Source organism: Flavobacterium ovatum (assembly GCF_040703125.1).
Classification (GTDB): domain Bacteria; phylum Bacteroidota; class Bacteroidia; order Flavobacteriales; family Flavobacteriaceae; genus Flavobacterium; species Flavobacterium ovatum.
Genome location: NZ_CP160035.1, coordinates 3,320,102 through 3,337,909, shown reverse-complemented (window position 1 = coordinate 3,337,909; position 17,808 = coordinate 3,320,102). Strand labels below are relative to the sequence as shown.

Here is a 17,808-nt window from a genome sequence, read left to right as displayed (position 1 = left end):
GTTTCAAAAACCCTTACTTAAAATAGCGGTTCAGGTTTAACTTGAACCGCTATCTTGATTTATATATGAAACTTTAGTAATAATTTCAAATCTCACAAACATTACAACGCAATACTAGAATATAATTTAAGCGCTATGAAGAAAAACTTCTGCAGGAATACTAAAATAATTCTTTAATTTTTGGGCCATTTTCAACGTAATTTCTTAACAGATGATTAAAAGTCCTTCTTCTAACAAAATTTGCTGAGATTAGTAATCCCACTGGCTCTCATTTGTCGTCCATCCTGCTGCTTGATTTCATCGAATGCCAACTATAATTAATGCCAAAGATTTTGGTGTTTGCAACGCGATTGTTTTGCAGTAATGCATTTTCCTCCATACAACTTTTCTTTCGCTTACAAGTTTTATTTACTTATATTTGAGTTATTCAATTGTAATATTTTTAACAGATTACAGGACTGCTTTTGAAAAACGGATTGCAAGCCAAGTTGATTCAGACCAATGATGGGTTTAATTTGTATAATCTGGTGGAAGTGAGGTTCTTTTTGGAACAATTAAATTTGGCTGATGATGTTTTTATGATCAGCGATGAGGTTTGGGAATACGCCAAACGAGAATTGATAAATAAGTTTCGCAACAGCTCAAAGTTCGAAGTATGTGTGAATATCATCAAGGATTTTCAAGCAACCAATCCAAAGAAGAAATACAAATCAGATCTGGAGGTCTACATTCGAGAATCTAAATTGGAAGACTTTTTCAATGAGAATGGTGAAACCATTTTCGTTTCAACCATTCATAAAGCAAAAGGAAAAGAGTTTGATACTGTTTTTTTGATGCTTAAAAATTTTAATTGTGCTACAGATGAAGCTATGAGGCAGTTGTATGTCGCCATGACAAGAGCAAAGCAAAATTTGACGGTACATCTTAATTCCAACTTTCTTGACAATCTGTCGGTAGAAAACTTAGAACGAATTGAGGATAATGAAATTTACCTACCACCAAAAGGTTTTTCAATGCATTTAACCTACAAAGATGTTTGGTTAGACTATTTTATAAACAGACAATATTTAATATCCCAACTCGTGAGTGGGAATGCGTTGACTGTGCAAAATGACGAATGTTTAAACTCGAATGGACAATCGGTGTTGAAATTTTCTAAATACTTTTTGCAACAAATGGAGAGCTTAAAAGAGAAAAAATATGTGTTAAAAACCGTAAAAGTGAACTTTATTGTTTACTGGTTAAAAGAAGGAGCAACAGAAGAATTGAAGATTATTTTACCTGAACTTTATTTTGAGAAACAGCAAAATGGAGATTAAAAAAATATAAGTACAATGTTGGTCGTTTCAGGTTTTTATAAATTCAGGAAGTCGAATCATTCAGTAAGCTGATAAATCTTGTCTATAAAGCGAATTTTAAAATCTTCAATTGTACAAGAAAAAAGTGTTTGGTTATCTATGTGTTTCTTTCTTTATAATATTTAGGCACAAGAATTTATGACAATCTCCTATTTGATCGATTCTTACTTTTGGGTATATCTTATAAAATTTTATTTTAATTGTATAAGATAAACGATTTTAGATAAGCTTATCTTCGCAAATACGTTAATAATACACTGTTTATAACGATGTGATTATTATTTTTAAATTTTAACCCTTTTGAAATTGAACAAAGCCTTTAAAATTATTTTAAAAATAGGAATAGGACTTGTGACACTTTTTTTATTAATAGTGCTTGCATTACAGATACCTTATGTTCAGAATAAAGTAAAAGATGCAGCGGTCTCTTATTTGGAAAGTAAAATAAAAACTAAAGTTGCAGTAGGATCTATAGAAATAGGCTTACCTAAAAAAGTAATCCTAAATGATTTTTACTTTGAAGATCAGTCAAAAGATACTTTGTTGGCAGGTAAATCTTTGAACATTGATATAGATTTATTTCAATTGTTTAATAACAAAGTACAAGTTAACTCCATTGAATTAGAAAAGATTGTAGCCAATATCAAAATTAGTAAAGACTCGGTTTATAATTTTGATTATATCACCAAAGCATTTGAAACTCCTGACCAAACTAAAAAAGAAGGAGAATCAATGGCGATTTCTATTAAAAAAATAAACCTCAATACTATTAAATTCAGATATAATGATGCTGTTTCAAATACAGAATTGGCTTTATATGTCAATCATTTTGATACAAAAATTGATAATTTCGATTTAAAAAAATTAGCGTTTGATGTTCCAGACATCAATCTTGATGGTTTTAAATTAGATTTAAACCAAGATTTAGTAGCGACGACAGAAAAAGTAGTCAAAGACATAAAAGACAAAGCAGACAGTATAGTTTTAAAATTGAATTTAGAAAACATTCAATTAGACAATATCGACATTCGTTACATTAATGCGATTACAAATATTGGAACCAAGATTGAGGTTCTTCATTTAAGTACAAAAGTAAAAACAATAGATTTAGAGAAACAAATTATAGCGTTAGAATCCATAGAATTAAAAAGTTCCAAAGGTCAGTTGACTTTATCTAAATCGAGCGAAAAGGTCAATGATTCCACTAGCAGTTCGTCAAGTTTACCATGGAAAATTGATATCAATTCGGTTTCTATTGCTGACTTTAATTTTACATTTGACAATAATAATGCTTCTAGTATTCAAAAGGGATTGGATTACAATCACATGAAATTGAATGATTTGTATTTGGAAGGTAAAGCGATTACTATATCTGACAACAAGTACAAAGGGACTATCAATTCATTTAAATTTAAAGATAAAAGCGGTTTTCAGTTAGATGAATTAAGGACTGATTTTGTCTATACGACAAAAGGGGCTTCTTTGAAGAAGTTGTTCTTAAAAACACCTCAAACTACCTTACAGCAATCTATTGTAACCACTTATCCGTCGATAGCTTCGTTGAATGATTATCTAGAAAATCTAACTATTGATGCGAATCTAAAAAACAGTAAACTGAGTTTTAGAGACGTTTTGTTTTTGGTACCTACGCTTCATTCTATTGATGTTTTCAAAAATTATCCTAATGCAATTGTGAATTTCAATGCAGTAGTAAAAGGCAAATTGAACAAATTAACCATTGACACTTTCGATGCTAATGGACTTGGAAGTACAAAAGTGGCTTTAAAGGGAACTATTTCTGGATTGCCAAAAGTCGAAAAAAGTATTTTTAATATTAGTTCATTATACCTAGAAAGTACAGCCAAAGATATTGATGCTTTTGTACCCAAAAATACAATTCCGAATACCGTTCAACTACCAGCGACATTTAATGTGAAAGGAAATTTCAACGGAAGTATGAATAATTTTAAAACCAAATTGGATTTAAAGAGTTCATTTGGTAATGCTGTTGTTGACGCAACCTTTGACCAAAGTCGAAAAAATAGTGAAAAGTACATTGCCGATGCTTCTGTTGAAAATTTTGATTTAGGGAAGTTCATAAAAAATAAGCAAATAGGGAGAATAACGGCAAATGCTACCGTAAAAGGAGTGAGTCTTGATCCTGCATTGGCTACAGCCAAACTTTCTTCGAAAATTGTAAAAGCCAATTTTAATCAATACGATTATAAAGATATTTATTTGAATGCTACAATGGACAAAGGTCAGTTTGTTGTGAATTCAACTGCTACAGATCCCAATTTATCCTTTAAACTGGATGCCAAAGGATCTTCGCTTCCAGAAAAACCTACGTTAGATTTGAAATTAAACGTTGATTTTATTGACCTTAATAAATTAAATCTGCACGCTGGCCCTTTAAAATTGAAGGGAAATATTACGGCTAATTTTGACGATTTAAGACTTGACAATCTCAATGGAGCGGTTCATGCGACTGATTTTCTAGTCGCTTTAGAAAAGGAGCAGTTTCCATTAGATTCGATTAGCATTGCGGCAATTTCAACCGTTGAAAAAGATTCTATAGTATTACAATCTCAATTTGCTGATGGCTTGATAAGTGGGAATTATAAGTTGTCTTTGATAAGTGACCAATTGGTTAATTCTATTTCAAAATACTATCAATTCGACAAAAAATATGTTCCGAATAAAGAAAATCAAAATTTAGATTTTAAATTTAGAATTAAAGACAATCTGGTTGTAAAAAAGATACTTCCAGAAATAAAAGAGTTGTCTGAGATTACACTTAGCGGCGCTTATAATTCGGTTAACGATAGTATTGTGGTCAATGCAGTTTTACCCAGAATGAATTATGCGGATAATGAAATTTCAAATGGCGTTTTTAAAATGAATACGCAAGGAAACACATTACAGTATGATTTGTCGGTAGCACTCATTAAAAATCCGCAATTTGAAATTCCAAAAACAGCAATTGTTGGTAAGATTGAAAGCAATGCAATTGATTATAGTTTGAGTGTAAAAGATTTTGAGGATAAGGAAAAGTATTTGATTTCGGGCACAATGAAAGATAGTTTGGGTGCGTCAATAGTTACTCTTAATCCTGAAAAAATGCTTCTGAATTATGATAATTGGGCTGTTGATGCTAATAATTTTGTAAAAATTGCTCCAAAAGGTATTTTGTTTTCTGATTTTAAAATTCAAAACGGTCGACAATCTTTTTCTGTTCAATCACAAAATAAGATGGATAATGCTCCTATTGTAGCCAAATTTGAAAATTTCCAAATAGAATCGTTGACGAGTATCGCCAAATCAAATTTTGAAATTGGCGGTACCATCAATGGAGAAACAACGATTGTAGACCTAACCAAAAAACCTTTGTTCGTAGCTGATTTAAGTATTGATAATTTGACCATGAAAGGGGATTCTATTGGGAACCTCCAATTGAAAGTAGCCAATAAAAACGCGGATATTTATAGTGCAAATATTGCCTTAACAGGATTAGGAAATCAAGTAAATGTTGATGGTAATTATAATTCAAGCGGGGAAAGTTTAGACTTGATAGTTGCTATACAAAAACTTCAAATGAAATCATTACAGGCTTTTACTGCAGCGTATTTAAAGGATACGGAAGGGTTTATGGATGGTCAATTGGCTGTAACTGGAAAAGCAACAAACCCTGAAATTAATGGAAGCCTAAAGTTTAATTCAGTTGGATTTGTTGCAATACCCTTAAATTCGAAATTCAAACTGAATAATGATCAAATAGCTTTTCAAGGAAATAAAATTGTTTTTGACAACTTCAAATTAGAGGATGAGAATAACAATCCTTTAATAGTAGACGGTTTTATAGACAGTCAAGATTATTCTAATGTGGGGTTTAATTTGAATGTAGTTGCCAAGAATTTTAGAGCAGTCAATTCTAAAGCGAAAGACAACAAATTGTTTTATGGGGAATTGTATTTGGATAATAATTTGGGGATCAAAGGAACATTAAACAATCCAATCGTTGATGGTACAGTCAAAATAAACGCTGATACAAAATTTACGATGGTGTTGCCTCAAGATGATCCTTCGATTGCAGACAGAGAGGGTATAATTGAGTTTATAGACCAAGATCAGCCTGTTTTATTTACAATTGAAGACCCAATGAAAGAGATCATTCAAACGGAAATAAAAGGAATAAATGCTTCGGTAAATATTGTAGTAGATAAAAATGCTGAAATTTCAATTGTAATTGATGAATCCAATGGAGATTATTTAAAACTACAGGGAGAAGCGCAATTAACTGGTGGAATTGATCCTTCTGGAAAAACGACACTAACTGGAAAATATGAATTTACAGGTGGTGCATACGAAATGAGTTTCAACTTAATTAAAAGAAAGTTTGAAATCCAGCCTGGAAGTTATATCCTTTGGACTGGGGAACCTACAACAGCAAATATTAATATAACTGCCGTGTACAAAGTCGAAGCTTCTCCGTTAGACTTGGTAGATGATCAACTAACAGGTATAAGTACGGAAACAAGAAACACGTACAAGCAAAAAATCCCTTTCGAAACGAATCTAATCATGAAAGGAGAGTTATTGGAACCTAGGATTTCATTTGATATTGTTTTACCAGATGGAAACAATGATGTTTCAACCGAAATAATCAATACTACTCAAGCAAAATTAACAGACCTTAAACGTGATGAAGATGCCTTAAATAAGCAAGTGTTTGCGCTATTGTTATTGAACAGATTTATTGGCGACAATCCTTTTGAGAGTGAAGTAGGAGGAAGTAGTGGTTCTTATTTGGCCAAACAAAGTGTGAGCAAAATTCTATCACAACAACTCAATAATTTCGCAGGAGATTTGATAAAAGGATTCGAACTCGATTTTGACTTACAAGCCTCGGAGGATTATTCTACTGGTGAACGTAAAGAAAGAACCGACTTGAATGTGGGGCTTTCCAAAAAATTATTCAATGATCGATTAAAGGTTACTTTGGGGAGTAGTTTTGGTGTCGAAGGCGAGCAAAACACGAACGAACAAGCTAATAATATTGCCGGTGATCTTACTGCAGATTATCTGCTAACCACAGATGGACGATATAAAATACGAGCATACCGAAAAAATAATTATCAAGTAGCCTTACAAGGTCAAGTGGTTGAAACGGGTGTTGCGTTTATTATTACAATGAACTATAATAAGTTTATAGAGTTGTTTCAATCAAAGGGTAAATCGAAGAAATCAAATAGTAATAAGACTCCTGAAAAAGATGAAAAGTAGTAACTACATAGCATTACTTTTGATAGTAACAGTACTCGTGGGTTGCAGCGGAACTAGCAAAATTCCCGAGGGCGATTTATTGTATACAGGTCATACCATTACGGTCGAAAAAGGAAACGAATCTCAAGATAATAGTAAAAATATTAAAAATGAATTAAAGGATTTAATTCGTCCCATTCCCAATAAAACGCTATTAGGAATGAGGCCAGGGATCTTTTTTTATAATTTGGCAGGTGAAGTAAAAAAAGAAAAGGGTTTTAGATATTGGCTTAAATATAAAATTGGAGAAAAACCTATTCTACTTAGTGCTGTCAATTTGGATTATAATAAAGAAGTCATACAAAATTATGTAGAGAACAACGGTTTTTTTAATGCCGAATCCAAAGCAGATTCAATTTCAAAAGGCAAGAAAGCCAAGGCAAAGTACGAAGTTAAATTACACAATCAGTTTAGCATCAAATCAGTTGTTTTCCCAAGAGACACTACTGTTTTAAGTAAAGAAATTAACTTACTCACAGAAAAAAGTGTTTTAAAATTAGGGCAGCCTTATAGCTTAGATAAGATAAAAACGGAGCGCACCCGAATAGATGCCAAATTAAAAGAACGTGGTTTTTACTATTTTAGTGAGGACTACATTTTGGTACAAGTAGATAGCACGGTGGGTAAGCAGGAAGTGGATTTAATTATTAAAATAAAAAAAGAAACGCCCGCGAAAGCAAAAGTACAGTATAGTATCAATGATATATTTGTTTATCCTAGTTATAATTTAAAAAGAGACACCCTATCAAAACGAGTTATGGACACCATTCAGCATGGAGATTTTACCATAATTGAAAATAAAACAGTTTTCAAACCCATTATTTTCGATAAAACATTGTTATTCCATAAAGGTGACTATTACAATAGAACGACTCACAATCTATCTTTAAATAGGTTAATCACTTTGGGAACTTTTAAATTTGTAAAGAACGAATTTAAAGTCAATGATTCTTTCAAAAATCAGTTAGACACTTACTATTATTTGACACCTTTGCCCAAAAAATCAATTCAAATAGAAGCGTTGGCCAAAACCAATACTGCCAATTATTCCGGTACCGAGTTAAACATCAATTGGAGCAATCGCAATACCTTCAAAGGAGCAGAACTCTTGAGTATCTCAGCTTTTACAGGGATAGAAGTTCAGGTTTCTGGTCAAAATAATGGTTTTAACGTGTATCGTTTTGGAGGTGAAGCTAGTTTAGTTTGGCCTCGATTTATAGCTCCTTTGGAGTTGAAATCTGGTGGTGGATATGTTCCTAATACAAAGGCATCTATTGGCTATGAATACCAACTTAGATCAAAATTGTACTCCTTGAAAACATTCAATAGTACCTTTGGTTATTTATGGAAGGAGAATGAAAGAAAAGAACATAGTCTCAATCTGGTGAACATTGCTTTTACCTCGTCTAATAATGTTTCGGACCTATATCTATCGCAAATTGCGGCTAGTCCTTCCTTGCAAAGCATCATAGACAAGCAGCTTATTTTTGGAACCAACTATTCGTATACCTACACCAATACGATGTTGAAAAATAGAAAAAGCAACATCTATTTCAAAGGAGGCTTAGATTTTTCTGGAAACGCATTGGCGTTGCTTATGGGGGCAAAGGACAGCAATAATCCCAAAAGTATTTTTGGTGTTCCCTTCAGTCAATATTCAAAAGCAGAAATGGAGTTTCGTCATTATTATAATTTTAATAGCGAAACCAAATTGGCCAGTAGAATCATAGTAGGAGCAGGACTTCCTTACGGAAACTCCAATAATCTCCCTTATATAAAACAGTTTTTTATAGGCGGTACAAGCAGTATTAGAGCCTTTAGAGCACGATCTATTGGGCCGGGAACCTTTGATGGCTCCACTGTAACCAATTCCTTTTTACCAGATCAATCGGGTGATTTGAAGTTAGAATTCAGTACCGAATTAAGAGGTAAAATATACAGCTTTGTTAAAGGTGCCGTTTTTATAGATGCAGGTAATATCTGGTTGCGAAACAAAAGTGATGAGAAACCAGGTGCAGAATTCTCCAGTCAGTTTCTCAATCAATTGGCAGTGGGAACAGGAGTTGGACTCCGCTTTGATTTTAGCTTCTTGATCCTTAGAACAGATTTGGCTTTCCCATTAAGAAAACCCTATTTGTCAAAAGGAAATGAATGGGTAATAGACCAAATAAATTTTTCTGACAAATCTTGGCGTAGCGATAATTTGATTTTCAATCTCGCCATTGGTTACCCTTTTTAGTAATTCTGAATCCACAACTCTTTGTAGTGTATGTTATTTTGTTTTTAAGAGCAGAATGATTGAGCCTTTTTGGGATAGTTGGGTTCCTGCCCACGACGATTCGGGAGAAATCCTGTTGTGTTTGCTATGGCAACACAACAGGATTTCTCCCGAAACTTTGGGACTATCTGGGCTAAAGAGAAGTGTTGGTTTACATCTTGAGAACAAAGTAAAATTACAGTCTCACTCACCAACCTTTATTCAATCCATTACCATTTACTAATGTTGAAAGTAATTAGTTTTCTTTATCTTTATTTGGTTTTGTAATCACTTTTTTGGGTTTAAAAAATAAGTCATAACATTCATTCTTCCAATCTTTGGTGTCACCTGTAATGTCTCCAGAAAATAGTGTTTCAGGAATAGAAACTAACTCAGGAACATAAACAATAATAGAAGTGCTATTTTTTATGGTTTTATACCTGTTTTTTAATTCCAAATCATATTAATAGGCTCGTCCACTTAACAAATCAGAATAAGCTTTTCTAATATTGTTTTTTTGCACCAATTGACTAACAATGACAAGAATAAACAAGTATTTAACCTATTTTGAATAGCTTATAAAATTCGATTTTTCTGCTTTAAACCTGAAAAAAAGTACAAAAGCTAGAAATATAAGTCCGAGTAAAAAATAGAAATAAATAATATTTATCGTTCTCAATGGTGCTATACTTCCCATAGTCCAAAATCCGATAAAAAAACCAAGAAAAGGAATCGCTAAAACAATAAGCAACACCAACATTGGGTTAAGATCGAAAATTTTAGATCCTTTCAAACTTTGATTTTTATTGAAATAATCAAATAGGATAATACTAAGTACAATAACAAAAGGTAACCAGATACTTAAATAGTCAATTAGGGAGAAAAAGGAGAAATATACACTGTACAGAAAATGATTTTTAAAGGGAAAATAAGCGCTTCTTAGACTGTTTCCAGGAGCAAAAAACACAATTAAGGAAGAAGGTAATTGTGAAAAATAATAGGATCAATAGGGGATAATTAATTTTTTTGAGTTGAACAAATTGATAAACTAAAATAATACTAATAATGAAGTTGATAAAAAGCATGGCAACCTCATTTGTACCAACAACAAAAAACGAAAATAGGATAGAAAGAAACAGGTATTTCTTTTCATTAGTTTCTATAATTTTTATCAAAAAAACCAATAAGATAATAGCCAAAATACTGGATAATAAATAAGTTGCTGAACCTGCCAACCAGTAAAACCCTTCGGAAATAGTAGGTGCATGGATCAAATACATTGTCATTATCGAAAAGGTTAAAATATATTTATCTCTCCTATTTTAATGTTTGGAATAATATGGAACTCAAAAAATATAGGGAAGCAAAAAGAGCGAGTATTAAAAGAATAGGCATTAATTTGTAGACCCAAAAAGTGTCAGAAAACAAAAACGGGTTACTCAAAAAAGCGGTTGAAAAATACCGTCCAGACCATTCATTATAGGTAGTCAACTGGCATTCCAGAATCCCTGATCGCGACTAGCACAATTATAACAAAAGTCATCGGAAGCGGGATTATTGAAATAGGAAATTAGTATAAAAGTCAAGATTGACATAATGCCGATAGAAATTATGAAATTATCAGTTTTAAAAAGTGTTGATAATTTAAGAAGGATTGATTGCACAATCTTATTTTCAGATAGCATATGTTTTTCTGTTTTGGGATTTTATCAATCCTATGCGTTTTAGATAATGTAAAAAGGAATGATGTATTTTAAGTGTTATTTGTGGCCAAATATATAAATATAATGTAACATATCATCTAGCGGTTTTTTTATTTGTAGAAATTAGTTATGATGATTTAAAACTTATATCATATAAGTGATATTACACAAACAAACTTCATAAAGTTTGTCATTCCGTCGGAATCTCTTAATACTTAAATAGTTAAAAGTACTAAGTGAGGCTTTGATTTAACACTTATATTGCAGACACATTTATAAGACTTTTGCTAATGGTTGATTTTCGTAATTGTAGCTACGTCTTGACGCTACACGATGGCTGCAACTTTAAAGAAGAGTGTTTTCTGCTAAACGAATATAGGATAAAAAAGCTAATTCTACTAAAACCACAATCTCGCCAAACAGTTAGTGGCGGAAGTAGAGCGGTTCCGTTCAACCGCGGTTTCATTGTTGGCTTTTCAAGCCCTACGAAACCTTACCTTTTAGCGGCAGTTTTACTTGAAAGCGATGGCTGCACTTGATGGTCCAGCCAATTGAATTATTTTAGTTGATGTAAAGCCTACAGCTTTAGCCCATTTATTAAAGTCGGCAAAGGTGTAGTCAAACCCTTTTCCGGTTTCAATAAGCATATTTATACTCATCATCATTCCAAAAACATTCTTGTTTCTTTCGTCATCAATAATACCTTCTATGGCTACAAATACTCCACCACTTGGTAAGGCATCAAATGCTTTTTTCATTAACATCAGTTTTGTTTCTTCATCCCAATCGTGCAAAATATTCCCCATCACTATAATGTCGGCTGTTGGTAATGAATCTTTAAAGAAATCACCATTGGCAGTCTTAACTCTGTCTTGTAATTGAAATTTTTGAATGTTTTCGTTTGCGATGGGCGCAACTGCTGGTAAATCCCACGAAACACAAGACATATGTGTTTGATGTTTAGCAACCATCAGCGAAAGCATAGCACCTGAACCACCTACATCAAGCATTGTTTTAGATTTAGAGAAATCGTACGCTTGAGCAAAAGCCATAAAGTTCCCCATTTGGATACCACTCATGGCGTGAATAAATTCTTTCAATCTATCGGCATCGGAATAAAGAGCTTCAAATAAATTCCCTCCGCTTTTTGCTTCGTTTTGTGGCAATCCAGTAAGCAGTCCATCTTCTAAATTTCCCCAGAAATTATAAAGACGATTATTAAGCATTTCTAACATCCCACCAATATATGATGGTTTGTTTTTATCTAAGAAAAAATTGGTGTCGTTGTGGTTCGAATACTTTGCGGTTTCCAACAAACCTTCACGATTAAGGAAACCAAAAGTGGTAAGCGCATCTAAATAATCATACACATTTCTGTCGGTGCATTTTAAACCTAAATGAGTTTTAATGTCCTTAGCCGACATTGATTTTTTTTCGGCAAGTGTTGTAAAGATTTGAAATTTTACAGCTGACAAAAGAATTTTAGAGGCCCAAAATCCTGTCCCAATTTTCATGATGTTTTCAGCTGTTGGATGATTTTCGTTCTGTTCCATGTTTATTTATTTATTGTTTTTATAATGGCCTACTCTTATCGGTTTTAAAGCCCGAATGACTTAATTATTTGTTCGAATCGCTATTCAAAAGTTGTCGTTTGCGTATTTGTGTATGATTTCGTTGCAGTTTTAAACAAATACAAACCAAATAGAAAATCCTTGAGTCCCGACGCTTCGGGATTCGTAAGTAGGCGAGAATTAGCTATTAATTACACTTGGAGTACTACCAACGTTTATGTATATGGAAAGTTACATGTTTGTGTACGAGGATTTCTCGAAGGAAAATAAGATCTAAAAAAACATGTAACTACCTTTGCGTTAGATGAATATAGTGATTATTTAGATACAGTCTTAGTTTCAGTTGTAATTTTTCAGCTATGATTTTCCGACGCAGTTTTTATTCAGAGTAGGAGTGAGAAATGTATGCCACGTTCTGTTATTCAATTCCGAAAGGGGCTAAATTCTGCTAACAAGCCAAAAAGTCCGACGCACTTTTTATTATAGGTTTGAGTGATAATTCCACCTGCTATAGGCAGCGTTTTGCTTCTTAAATTCGGGCGTTTGTTATGGAGCAATAGTGCAATTTTGAGATTTGCAATATTCTTTAATCTTTTGTATTATCATTTTTTCTAGACCTTTTTCTCTTGTATGTTCTTTGAGGTATAGACAGTCAAGGTAGATGTAAAAATGGGCATCCCAAGTCGAAAACTGTTTTATAAATGTTGCATTACCGATTAGCAAGTTTTCTTGTTCTGCAACCAAAGATTTTAAACTCGGATTTTCTGCAAAAAAAGAAATTTAGATAAAAACTCTATTTTTTTTCCTTCCACAAATAAATAAAGCAAAACCCATTTTGTAAATTGTAGTTACTATAGGAAGGCTCGCAAAAGTTTCCAATTATAAAGTTTCAACCCTTTACTGCTTTAAAATTTTCAATCTATAATCGGTTTTACCGGTTAAAACTAGATCTTTTTCAATAGGTAAAATCATAGGATAGCTTGCGTCTATGTAAACAACTGCAACAGAGGGTCCCACAATTGGACTCTCATTTCCAGGTACACCATTATTTAAAGTGTGATTGGAATCTTCTGGAATTAAGACAAAATTTGGTCCGAAGTACAAGGATTTTAAATTCAATGGTATAAACGAATAATTTTTGTAGGATAGCGTTGCGGTGTTATCGGTTGAAGTTAAACTAATGTTTTTGAATTCGGAGTTGGAGGCAAAGCTTCCTTTTTCTCGTCTTTTAGAATCAGCACCAACAAAGCCTTCTTTTAAGAACAGAGTCCAACTACTACCTTCAGATTTTGCTATATCAACTAAAATTCTACCATTTAAAACCGAATGAGGTTGCAGTAAAACAGCAGCTTTTCCATGAATACTAGCTACGTTTTTGACAACAATGTTATACACCCCTAAATCATATTGTCTGCCAGTATGCGCTTCTATACGACAGGTCATGCCACCTTCGCAAGATAAATTTTTAAGTAAAATATTTCTGCCAACATTGGTTTGTATCAATCCATAACCAATGGAAGCCTTCGATAAAGAGACATTAGCAATTGTAACATTTTCAGCCAGATCAGCGGTTTCTCCGTCGTTGTTCAAGTCCACAGGATTAAAAGCTATGGCCGCCCCTAAAGTATAATTATCTACAATAGTCAAATTCTCAACCAAAGCATTTTTTACATAACCAAACGAGATGGCTCTATTGAAAGCTTCTCCCCAAACTTCGGCAAATTTTTCTACGACTAATTTTGGACGCGTGTTTGGTGTGCCTAAGCCAATAATTTTAACATTTTCAAGTGGTTTTCCAACTTCACTACCATTCAATGAAAAAAATTGACGAAAACCGTTAATAGCATTTTTTCCTTGATCTTGATTTTCTAATTTTATGGTTGTATTGCTCTCAATAGTGATGTGGACATTAGATTTCAATAAAACATCTCTAAACCTGTAGTCGCCTGATTTTATTCTTATTTTACCACCACCATTGTTACTCAAAGTATTAATAAGGGTTTCAAGTGCTACTGTATCACTTGTACCATCTACGTGCTCAAAATTCACATTTCTTTCTGCAGGTAAATTGGTTAGTTCACTACCATTATAACCCGCTTCCTCTTGATAATAGGGTTGAGAGGGATAAATTGAAATATCAGAAACCTCACCTTGATTTATAATTGTGCTAGGTAATGCTTCTTGTTCTGGCTTAATTGTTTCAGGACTAGAAGCACATGAAAAGAAGATGATTAAAAACGTATATGGGAATAATTTTAACATAGAAATTTTTTTATAAATTTATAAAAGTATGTTAGGAGTGATAAACACGTACTATTCAATTAATAGCTATAAATTATCCAAATTCGTTTCAAATAATTGTAATAGAATCTTTGTAAACCCTCATAGATTGCAATAACGACTGGTACTGTATCGGAAGCCATATCAGCTTGTATAAAATTCTGTAAGTTTAAAGTGAAATTTCGTAACAGCAGACCATTGCTTAATGAGTAATTTTATAGAAACATTAAAACAAGAAATTATGAGCACAAACAACCACAATCCACAAAAACCGAATCAAAAAGGGGGAGACAACAGAAGTGATATGAGAAAACATCAATATAAAGATCACGATGAGACGTTGACAAACGATGAGAACTACGATGTGGACACTCAAAAATTCAAAGGAGAAGAACCCGACTTTGATGATAAATTGAACAATGAAGAAAAGAAAACTAAATGATTGACCGCCCCGATATGTAGATATTGGCGCTTTTTTTGTTTAAAACCATAGTAAGGCAAAACTAATCATTCACCTATGTATACATCTAATTCTTTTCGAAAGGAGTCACTGTTCCAGTCTGCTGTTCCAATTTTAGCCAAAACAATATTGCCATGCGCATCAATGACATAAGTAGCTGGAATTGTCGAAGACTCCAATTCTAAAGGAGGATTGCCAGCAGCTTTATAGATGGGTAAGTTTAAATTCTGTTTAGTCAAAAAAGCATTTGTTTTCGTAAAGTCGTCATTGGTAACAAACAAGAATACGATTTTGTTTTGATAATCGTCATATAACTTCTGCATACTCGGCATCTCAGCAATACAGGGAGGACACCAAGTAGCCCAAAAATTAATGAATATAATTTTGCCCTTATAATCTTTTAGCGAAACCGTCTTTCCGCTAGCATCCATCAACTGCCACTCGTAGCTAGAGAGTTTCTTTTGATCCGTAACCGCAATTGTTTTTGGGGAGAACGCTATTAATCGGTTCAATTGCACTTTTACAAACGTTCCTATAGGGCTGAACAATAGTAAACCAATGAACACGAAGAAAATTATGTTGTGAACGGTGGATTTTTTTATATTTCTTAAATTCATTTTTTTATATATTAGTAGGTAAGCTGTTTATTGCGATTACAAGTTAGGACAGCCTTTTTAATTGTGCTACTATATTAGGAAAGTTTTATAATAGTAGGCTATTTTTACTTTCTCATTTCTTCATGGCAGGTGAATAGTTTTATAAATTTTGAAACCCATCATAGCTTTTCTACAAATTACAGCTATTTTAGCAATTTTTTAAACCATATAAGACATATAAGTTTTTCTTTGTCGTCAGGGCTATAGCGGTTCTATAACTGGATTCAATAGAAGTTCATATAAGCTTTGGAACGCTCATGAGCGCCAAACTATGCGCAATGCAAATCCACAAAGTTTGTCTTTCTCGAAGAATCTCTAGGCAAACAACGGACGCAAACTAAGGTCATTGCGACGAAGGAAGCAATCACGTACAGTATTTCATTTTTTAAGTATAAATAATTTGATTTTACTTTATAGACAATAGGAGCGTGTGCGAAGTCAGGAGATATTCGCACAGTATTCCTAATGATATTTAGTTGTTATATGAAGACTTCGAAGAGCTGCTGGTTCATTTATTGATTATTTTCTTTAAATGAAGATGTCTACTAAATCGGTTAGTCTTTTGTCTTGTACCTTCTTTGACTAGTGATTTATAATCATAAATTTCTGAAATTAATTCAGGATAATACTGTGCTAAAAGGACTTCATTTTCATAGTTATCAATGAAGTCTCTGTAATTTGCAATTTGTCTTTCAGTTAAATTTGGTTGACTGTTTAAAATATCAAAAACAACAGTGAATAACGTGTAAAAATGAACCTGCCTTTTTAATATTTTAATTCGCTCAGTATTGCCATCAATTATTGTATTTATTTCATCTAAAATCACCTTAAATTTATCTATATCAGTTTGCTTATCTGTATAGTCATCATTGTATAAATCGTATATCTGATTCAAATTAGAGTTTCCTATATCTTCTTCTATTCCCTTTTTTAGAAAGACTAATAGAGTACTTACAAATGATACATCTCTCATTCTTCTTCGATCTGCAATACCAAAAAGTTTATTGTCTTCCCAAAAATCAAGCTCGGCTAACTCAGATGATAAAAGCATAAATTCCCCTTCGAATTCAGCATTTCTTAATTCTTGAGGATTTAATGTCATATTATTACTGTTCAATCTAAGAAACATATTTACAATAGCGGTTCTTTGTACTTGATTTCTTACTAGTCTAACAGAGAATACATATGACCAAATTGCCTTTTTGTCATCAGCTTCTAAATCTTTAAAAAATCTATCTTGAATAGTAGTTTTTTTAGGATTGTTTTCGTTTAAACTTGAAGCTTTTAGTTTAAATGTATTAGCAATATATTGAAATACAGCTCCGCATCTTTGTTGTCCGTCAATTATTGAATATTTAGTGTCTCCTGTATTTTCATCAGTTCCCGTATTCCATAAATATATTTCAGGAATAGGGTAGCCAATTAATATTGATTCGATTAATTGAATTTGGTTTTTTTCTATCCACACATAATTTCTTTGAAAAGAATTATCAACTTCTAATAGTCCTTTTTGGCTTAAATCATATAGCCATTTTGCTGTTTGAGGTTGAATGTCAATTTGTTCAATTAATTTCATTGATGATGTTTTTTAATTTTGTTATTCCTTTTAAATGATATGCTTCAACTGATTCCCAGTCAGAATAAATTCTATAATTGATTTCGTGTTGTATGTTAAATGTTAACTGAAGTTCGGCTTTAAAAGAAAGAACCTTTTTTTGCCAATTTTCAAGAGTATAATTTCCATATGTTTTATCATCATCCTTAACGCTTATAAAACCGCCAAATATATTGCCGCACTTTTGACTAAAGCCATCAAGATATTGACCTTTTGAAACTTCTCGATAAGCAGACCAAATATCATAAAAGAGATTTCTAGAAACGATAATTAAATCAAAATCTGATTTATTGTGAAATTCGGATAATTTTTTTGTTGGAGAAAAGCTGTACCTTGTTTTAGCACTGCCTACAACTGATACATTATTAAAAGGAATATTTAGTTTTCTAGATATGAATTTCTTAAATGAATCATAATCAGAACTAAAATTGTCTCCATTGTTTTTAAAATACCAAACTTCTTGCCCAAGTAAATATTCGTAATAAATATCTAACTCTGTACTTGAATTTATTTTATGGATTAAATTTTCTTTGTTCATTCTTTAATTATAGCTAACTAGTATATATTCGAAACTATCCTTTCCCAG

The 17,808-nt window shown here is 32.5% G+C and carries 12 protein-coding genes; 5 read left to right on the top strand and 7 right to left on the bottom strand.

The window, feature by feature from the left end; all coding sequences use genetic code 11:
- Nucleotides 1-464: 464 nt before the first annotated feature.
- From ABZP37_RS14035 to ABZP37_RS14020, 4 genes are all read left to right on the top strand, one after another.
- Nucleotides 465-1,319 carry a 3'-5' exonuclease gene (locus ABZP37_RS14035; RefSeq protein WP_366183733.1) on the top strand — a complete coding sequence of 285 codons (855 nt, stop codon included), beginning with the start codon at nucleotides 465-467 and terminating at the stop codon, nucleotides 1,317-1,319.
- A 339-nt stretch (nucleotides 1,320-1,658) separates the two neighbouring features.
- The gene (locus tag ABZP37_RS14030) at nucleotides 1,659-6,641 is read left to right on the top strand and encodes a translocation/assembly module TamB domain-containing protein (RefSeq protein ID WP_366183732.1); all 4,983 of its coding nucleotides are present in this window, start codon (nucleotides 1,659-1,661) and stop codon (nucleotides 6,639-6,641) included.
- Nucleotides 6,631-8,919 (top strand): BamA/TamA family outer membrane protein, encoded by a 2,289-nt coding sequence (locus tag ABZP37_RS14025; RefSeq protein WP_366183731.1) that lies wholly within the window; start codon nucleotides 6,631-6,633, stop codon nucleotides 8,917-8,919. The genes ABZP37_RS14030 and ABZP37_RS14025 overlap by 11 nt, the downstream gene beginning before the upstream one ends.
- A 55-nt stretch (nucleotides 8,920-8,974) precedes the next feature.
- The gene (locus ABZP37_RS14020; protein WP_366183730.1) at nucleotides 8,975-9,181 is read left to right on the top strand and encodes a hypothetical protein; all 207 of its coding nucleotides are present in this window, start codon (nucleotides 8,975-8,977) and stop codon (nucleotides 9,179-9,181) included.
- 12 nt (nucleotides 9,182-9,193) lie between these two features.
- Here ABZP37_RS14020 and ABZP37_RS14015 read toward each other — a convergent pair whose 3' ends face one another.
- From ABZP37_RS14015 to ABZP37_RS14000, 4 genes are all read right to left on the bottom strand, one after another.
- On the bottom strand, nucleotides 9,194-9,394 hold the full coding sequence (locus ABZP37_RS14015) for a hypothetical protein (protein WP_366183729.1): 201 nt from the start codon (nucleotides 9,392-9,394) through the stop codon (nucleotides 9,194-9,196).
- 1,758 nt (nucleotides 9,395-11,152) lie between these two features.
- On the bottom strand, nucleotides 11,153-12,193 hold the full coding sequence (locus tag ABZP37_RS14010; RefSeq protein ID WP_366183728.1) for a methyltransferase: 1,041 nt from the start codon (nucleotides 12,191-12,193) through the stop codon (nucleotides 11,153-11,155).
- A gap of 564 nt (nucleotides 12,194-12,757) precedes the next feature.
- Entirely contained in the window at nucleotides 12,758-12,991 is a 234-nt protein-coding gene (locus ABZP37_RS14005) for a GNAT family N-acetyltransferase (protein WP_366187543.1), read from the bottom strand.
- Nucleotides 12,992-13,108: 117 nt separating this feature from the next.
- Complete coding sequence (locus tag ABZP37_RS14000; RefSeq protein ID WP_366183727.1) at nucleotides 13,109-14,473, bottom strand: hypothetical protein; 1,365 nt, start codon at nucleotides 14,471-14,473, stop codon at nucleotides 13,109-13,111.
- 259 nt (nucleotides 14,474-14,732) lie between these two features.
- Here ABZP37_RS14000 and ABZP37_RS13995 point away from each other — a divergent pair, with 259 nt between their 5' ends.
- Entirely contained in the window at nucleotides 14,733-14,933 is a 201-nt protein-coding gene (locus ABZP37_RS13995; protein WP_366183726.1) for a hypothetical protein, read from the top strand.
- 65 nt (nucleotides 14,934-14,998) lie between these two features.
- On the opposite strand, the gene ABZP37_RS13990 is transcribed toward ABZP37_RS13995, so the two are convergent.
- The 3 genes from ABZP37_RS13990 to ABZP37_RS13980 all read right to left on the bottom strand — a co-directional run bounded on the left by ABZP37_RS13990 (nucleotide 14,999) and on the right by ABZP37_RS13980 (nucleotide 17,760).
- Entirely contained in the window at nucleotides 14,999-15,568 is a 570-nt protein-coding gene (locus tag ABZP37_RS13990; RefSeq protein WP_366183725.1) for a TlpA disulfide reductase family protein, read from the bottom strand.
- Between the two features lie 547 nt (nucleotides 15,569-16,115).
- Nucleotides 16,116-17,183 carry a DUF262 domain-containing protein gene (locus ABZP37_RS13985; protein ID WP_366183724.1) on the bottom strand — a complete coding sequence of 356 codons (1,068 nt, stop codon included), beginning with the start codon at nucleotides 17,181-17,183 and terminating at the stop codon, nucleotides 16,116-16,118.
- Complete coding sequence (locus tag ABZP37_RS13980) at nucleotides 17,170-17,760, bottom strand: hypothetical protein (protein WP_366183723.1); 591 nt, start codon at nucleotides 17,758-17,760, stop codon at nucleotides 17,170-17,172. Before ABZP37_RS13980 ends, ABZP37_RS13985 begins: the two co-directional genes overlap by 14 nt.
- Between the last annotated feature and the right edge of the window lie 48 nt (nucleotides 17,761-17,808).

Coding starts and splice junctions, on each gene's coding strand:
- ABZP37_RS14025 (WP_366183731.1), top strand. CDS start 6,631: ATGAAAAGTAGTAACTACATAGCATTACTTTTGATAGTAACAGTACTC.
- ABZP37_RS14020 (WP_366183730.1), top strand. CDS start 8,975: ATGATTGAGCCTTTTTGGGATAGTTGGGTTCCTGCCCACGACGATTCG.
- ABZP37_RS14010 (WP_366183728.1), bottom strand. CDS start 12,193: ATGGAACAGAACGAAAATCATCCAACAGCTGAAAACATCATGAAAATT.
- ABZP37_RS14000 (WP_366183727.1), bottom strand. CDS start 14,473: ATGTTAAAATTATTCCCATATACGTTTTTAATCATCTTCTTTTCATGT.
- ABZP37_RS13995 (WP_366183726.1), top strand. CDS start 14,733: ATGAGCACAAACAACCACAATCCACAAAAACCGAATCAAAAAGGGGGA.
- ABZP37_RS13990 (WP_366183725.1), bottom strand. CDS start 15,568: ATGAATTTAAGAAATATAAAAAAATCCACCGTTCACAACATAATTTTC.
- ABZP37_RS13985 (WP_366183724.1), bottom strand. CDS start 17,183: ATGAAATTAATTGAACAAATTGACATTCAACCTCAAACAGCAAAATGG.
- ABZP37_RS13980 (WP_366183723.1), bottom strand. CDS start 17,760: ATGAACAAAGAAAATTTAATCCATAAAATAAATTCAAGTACAGAGTTA.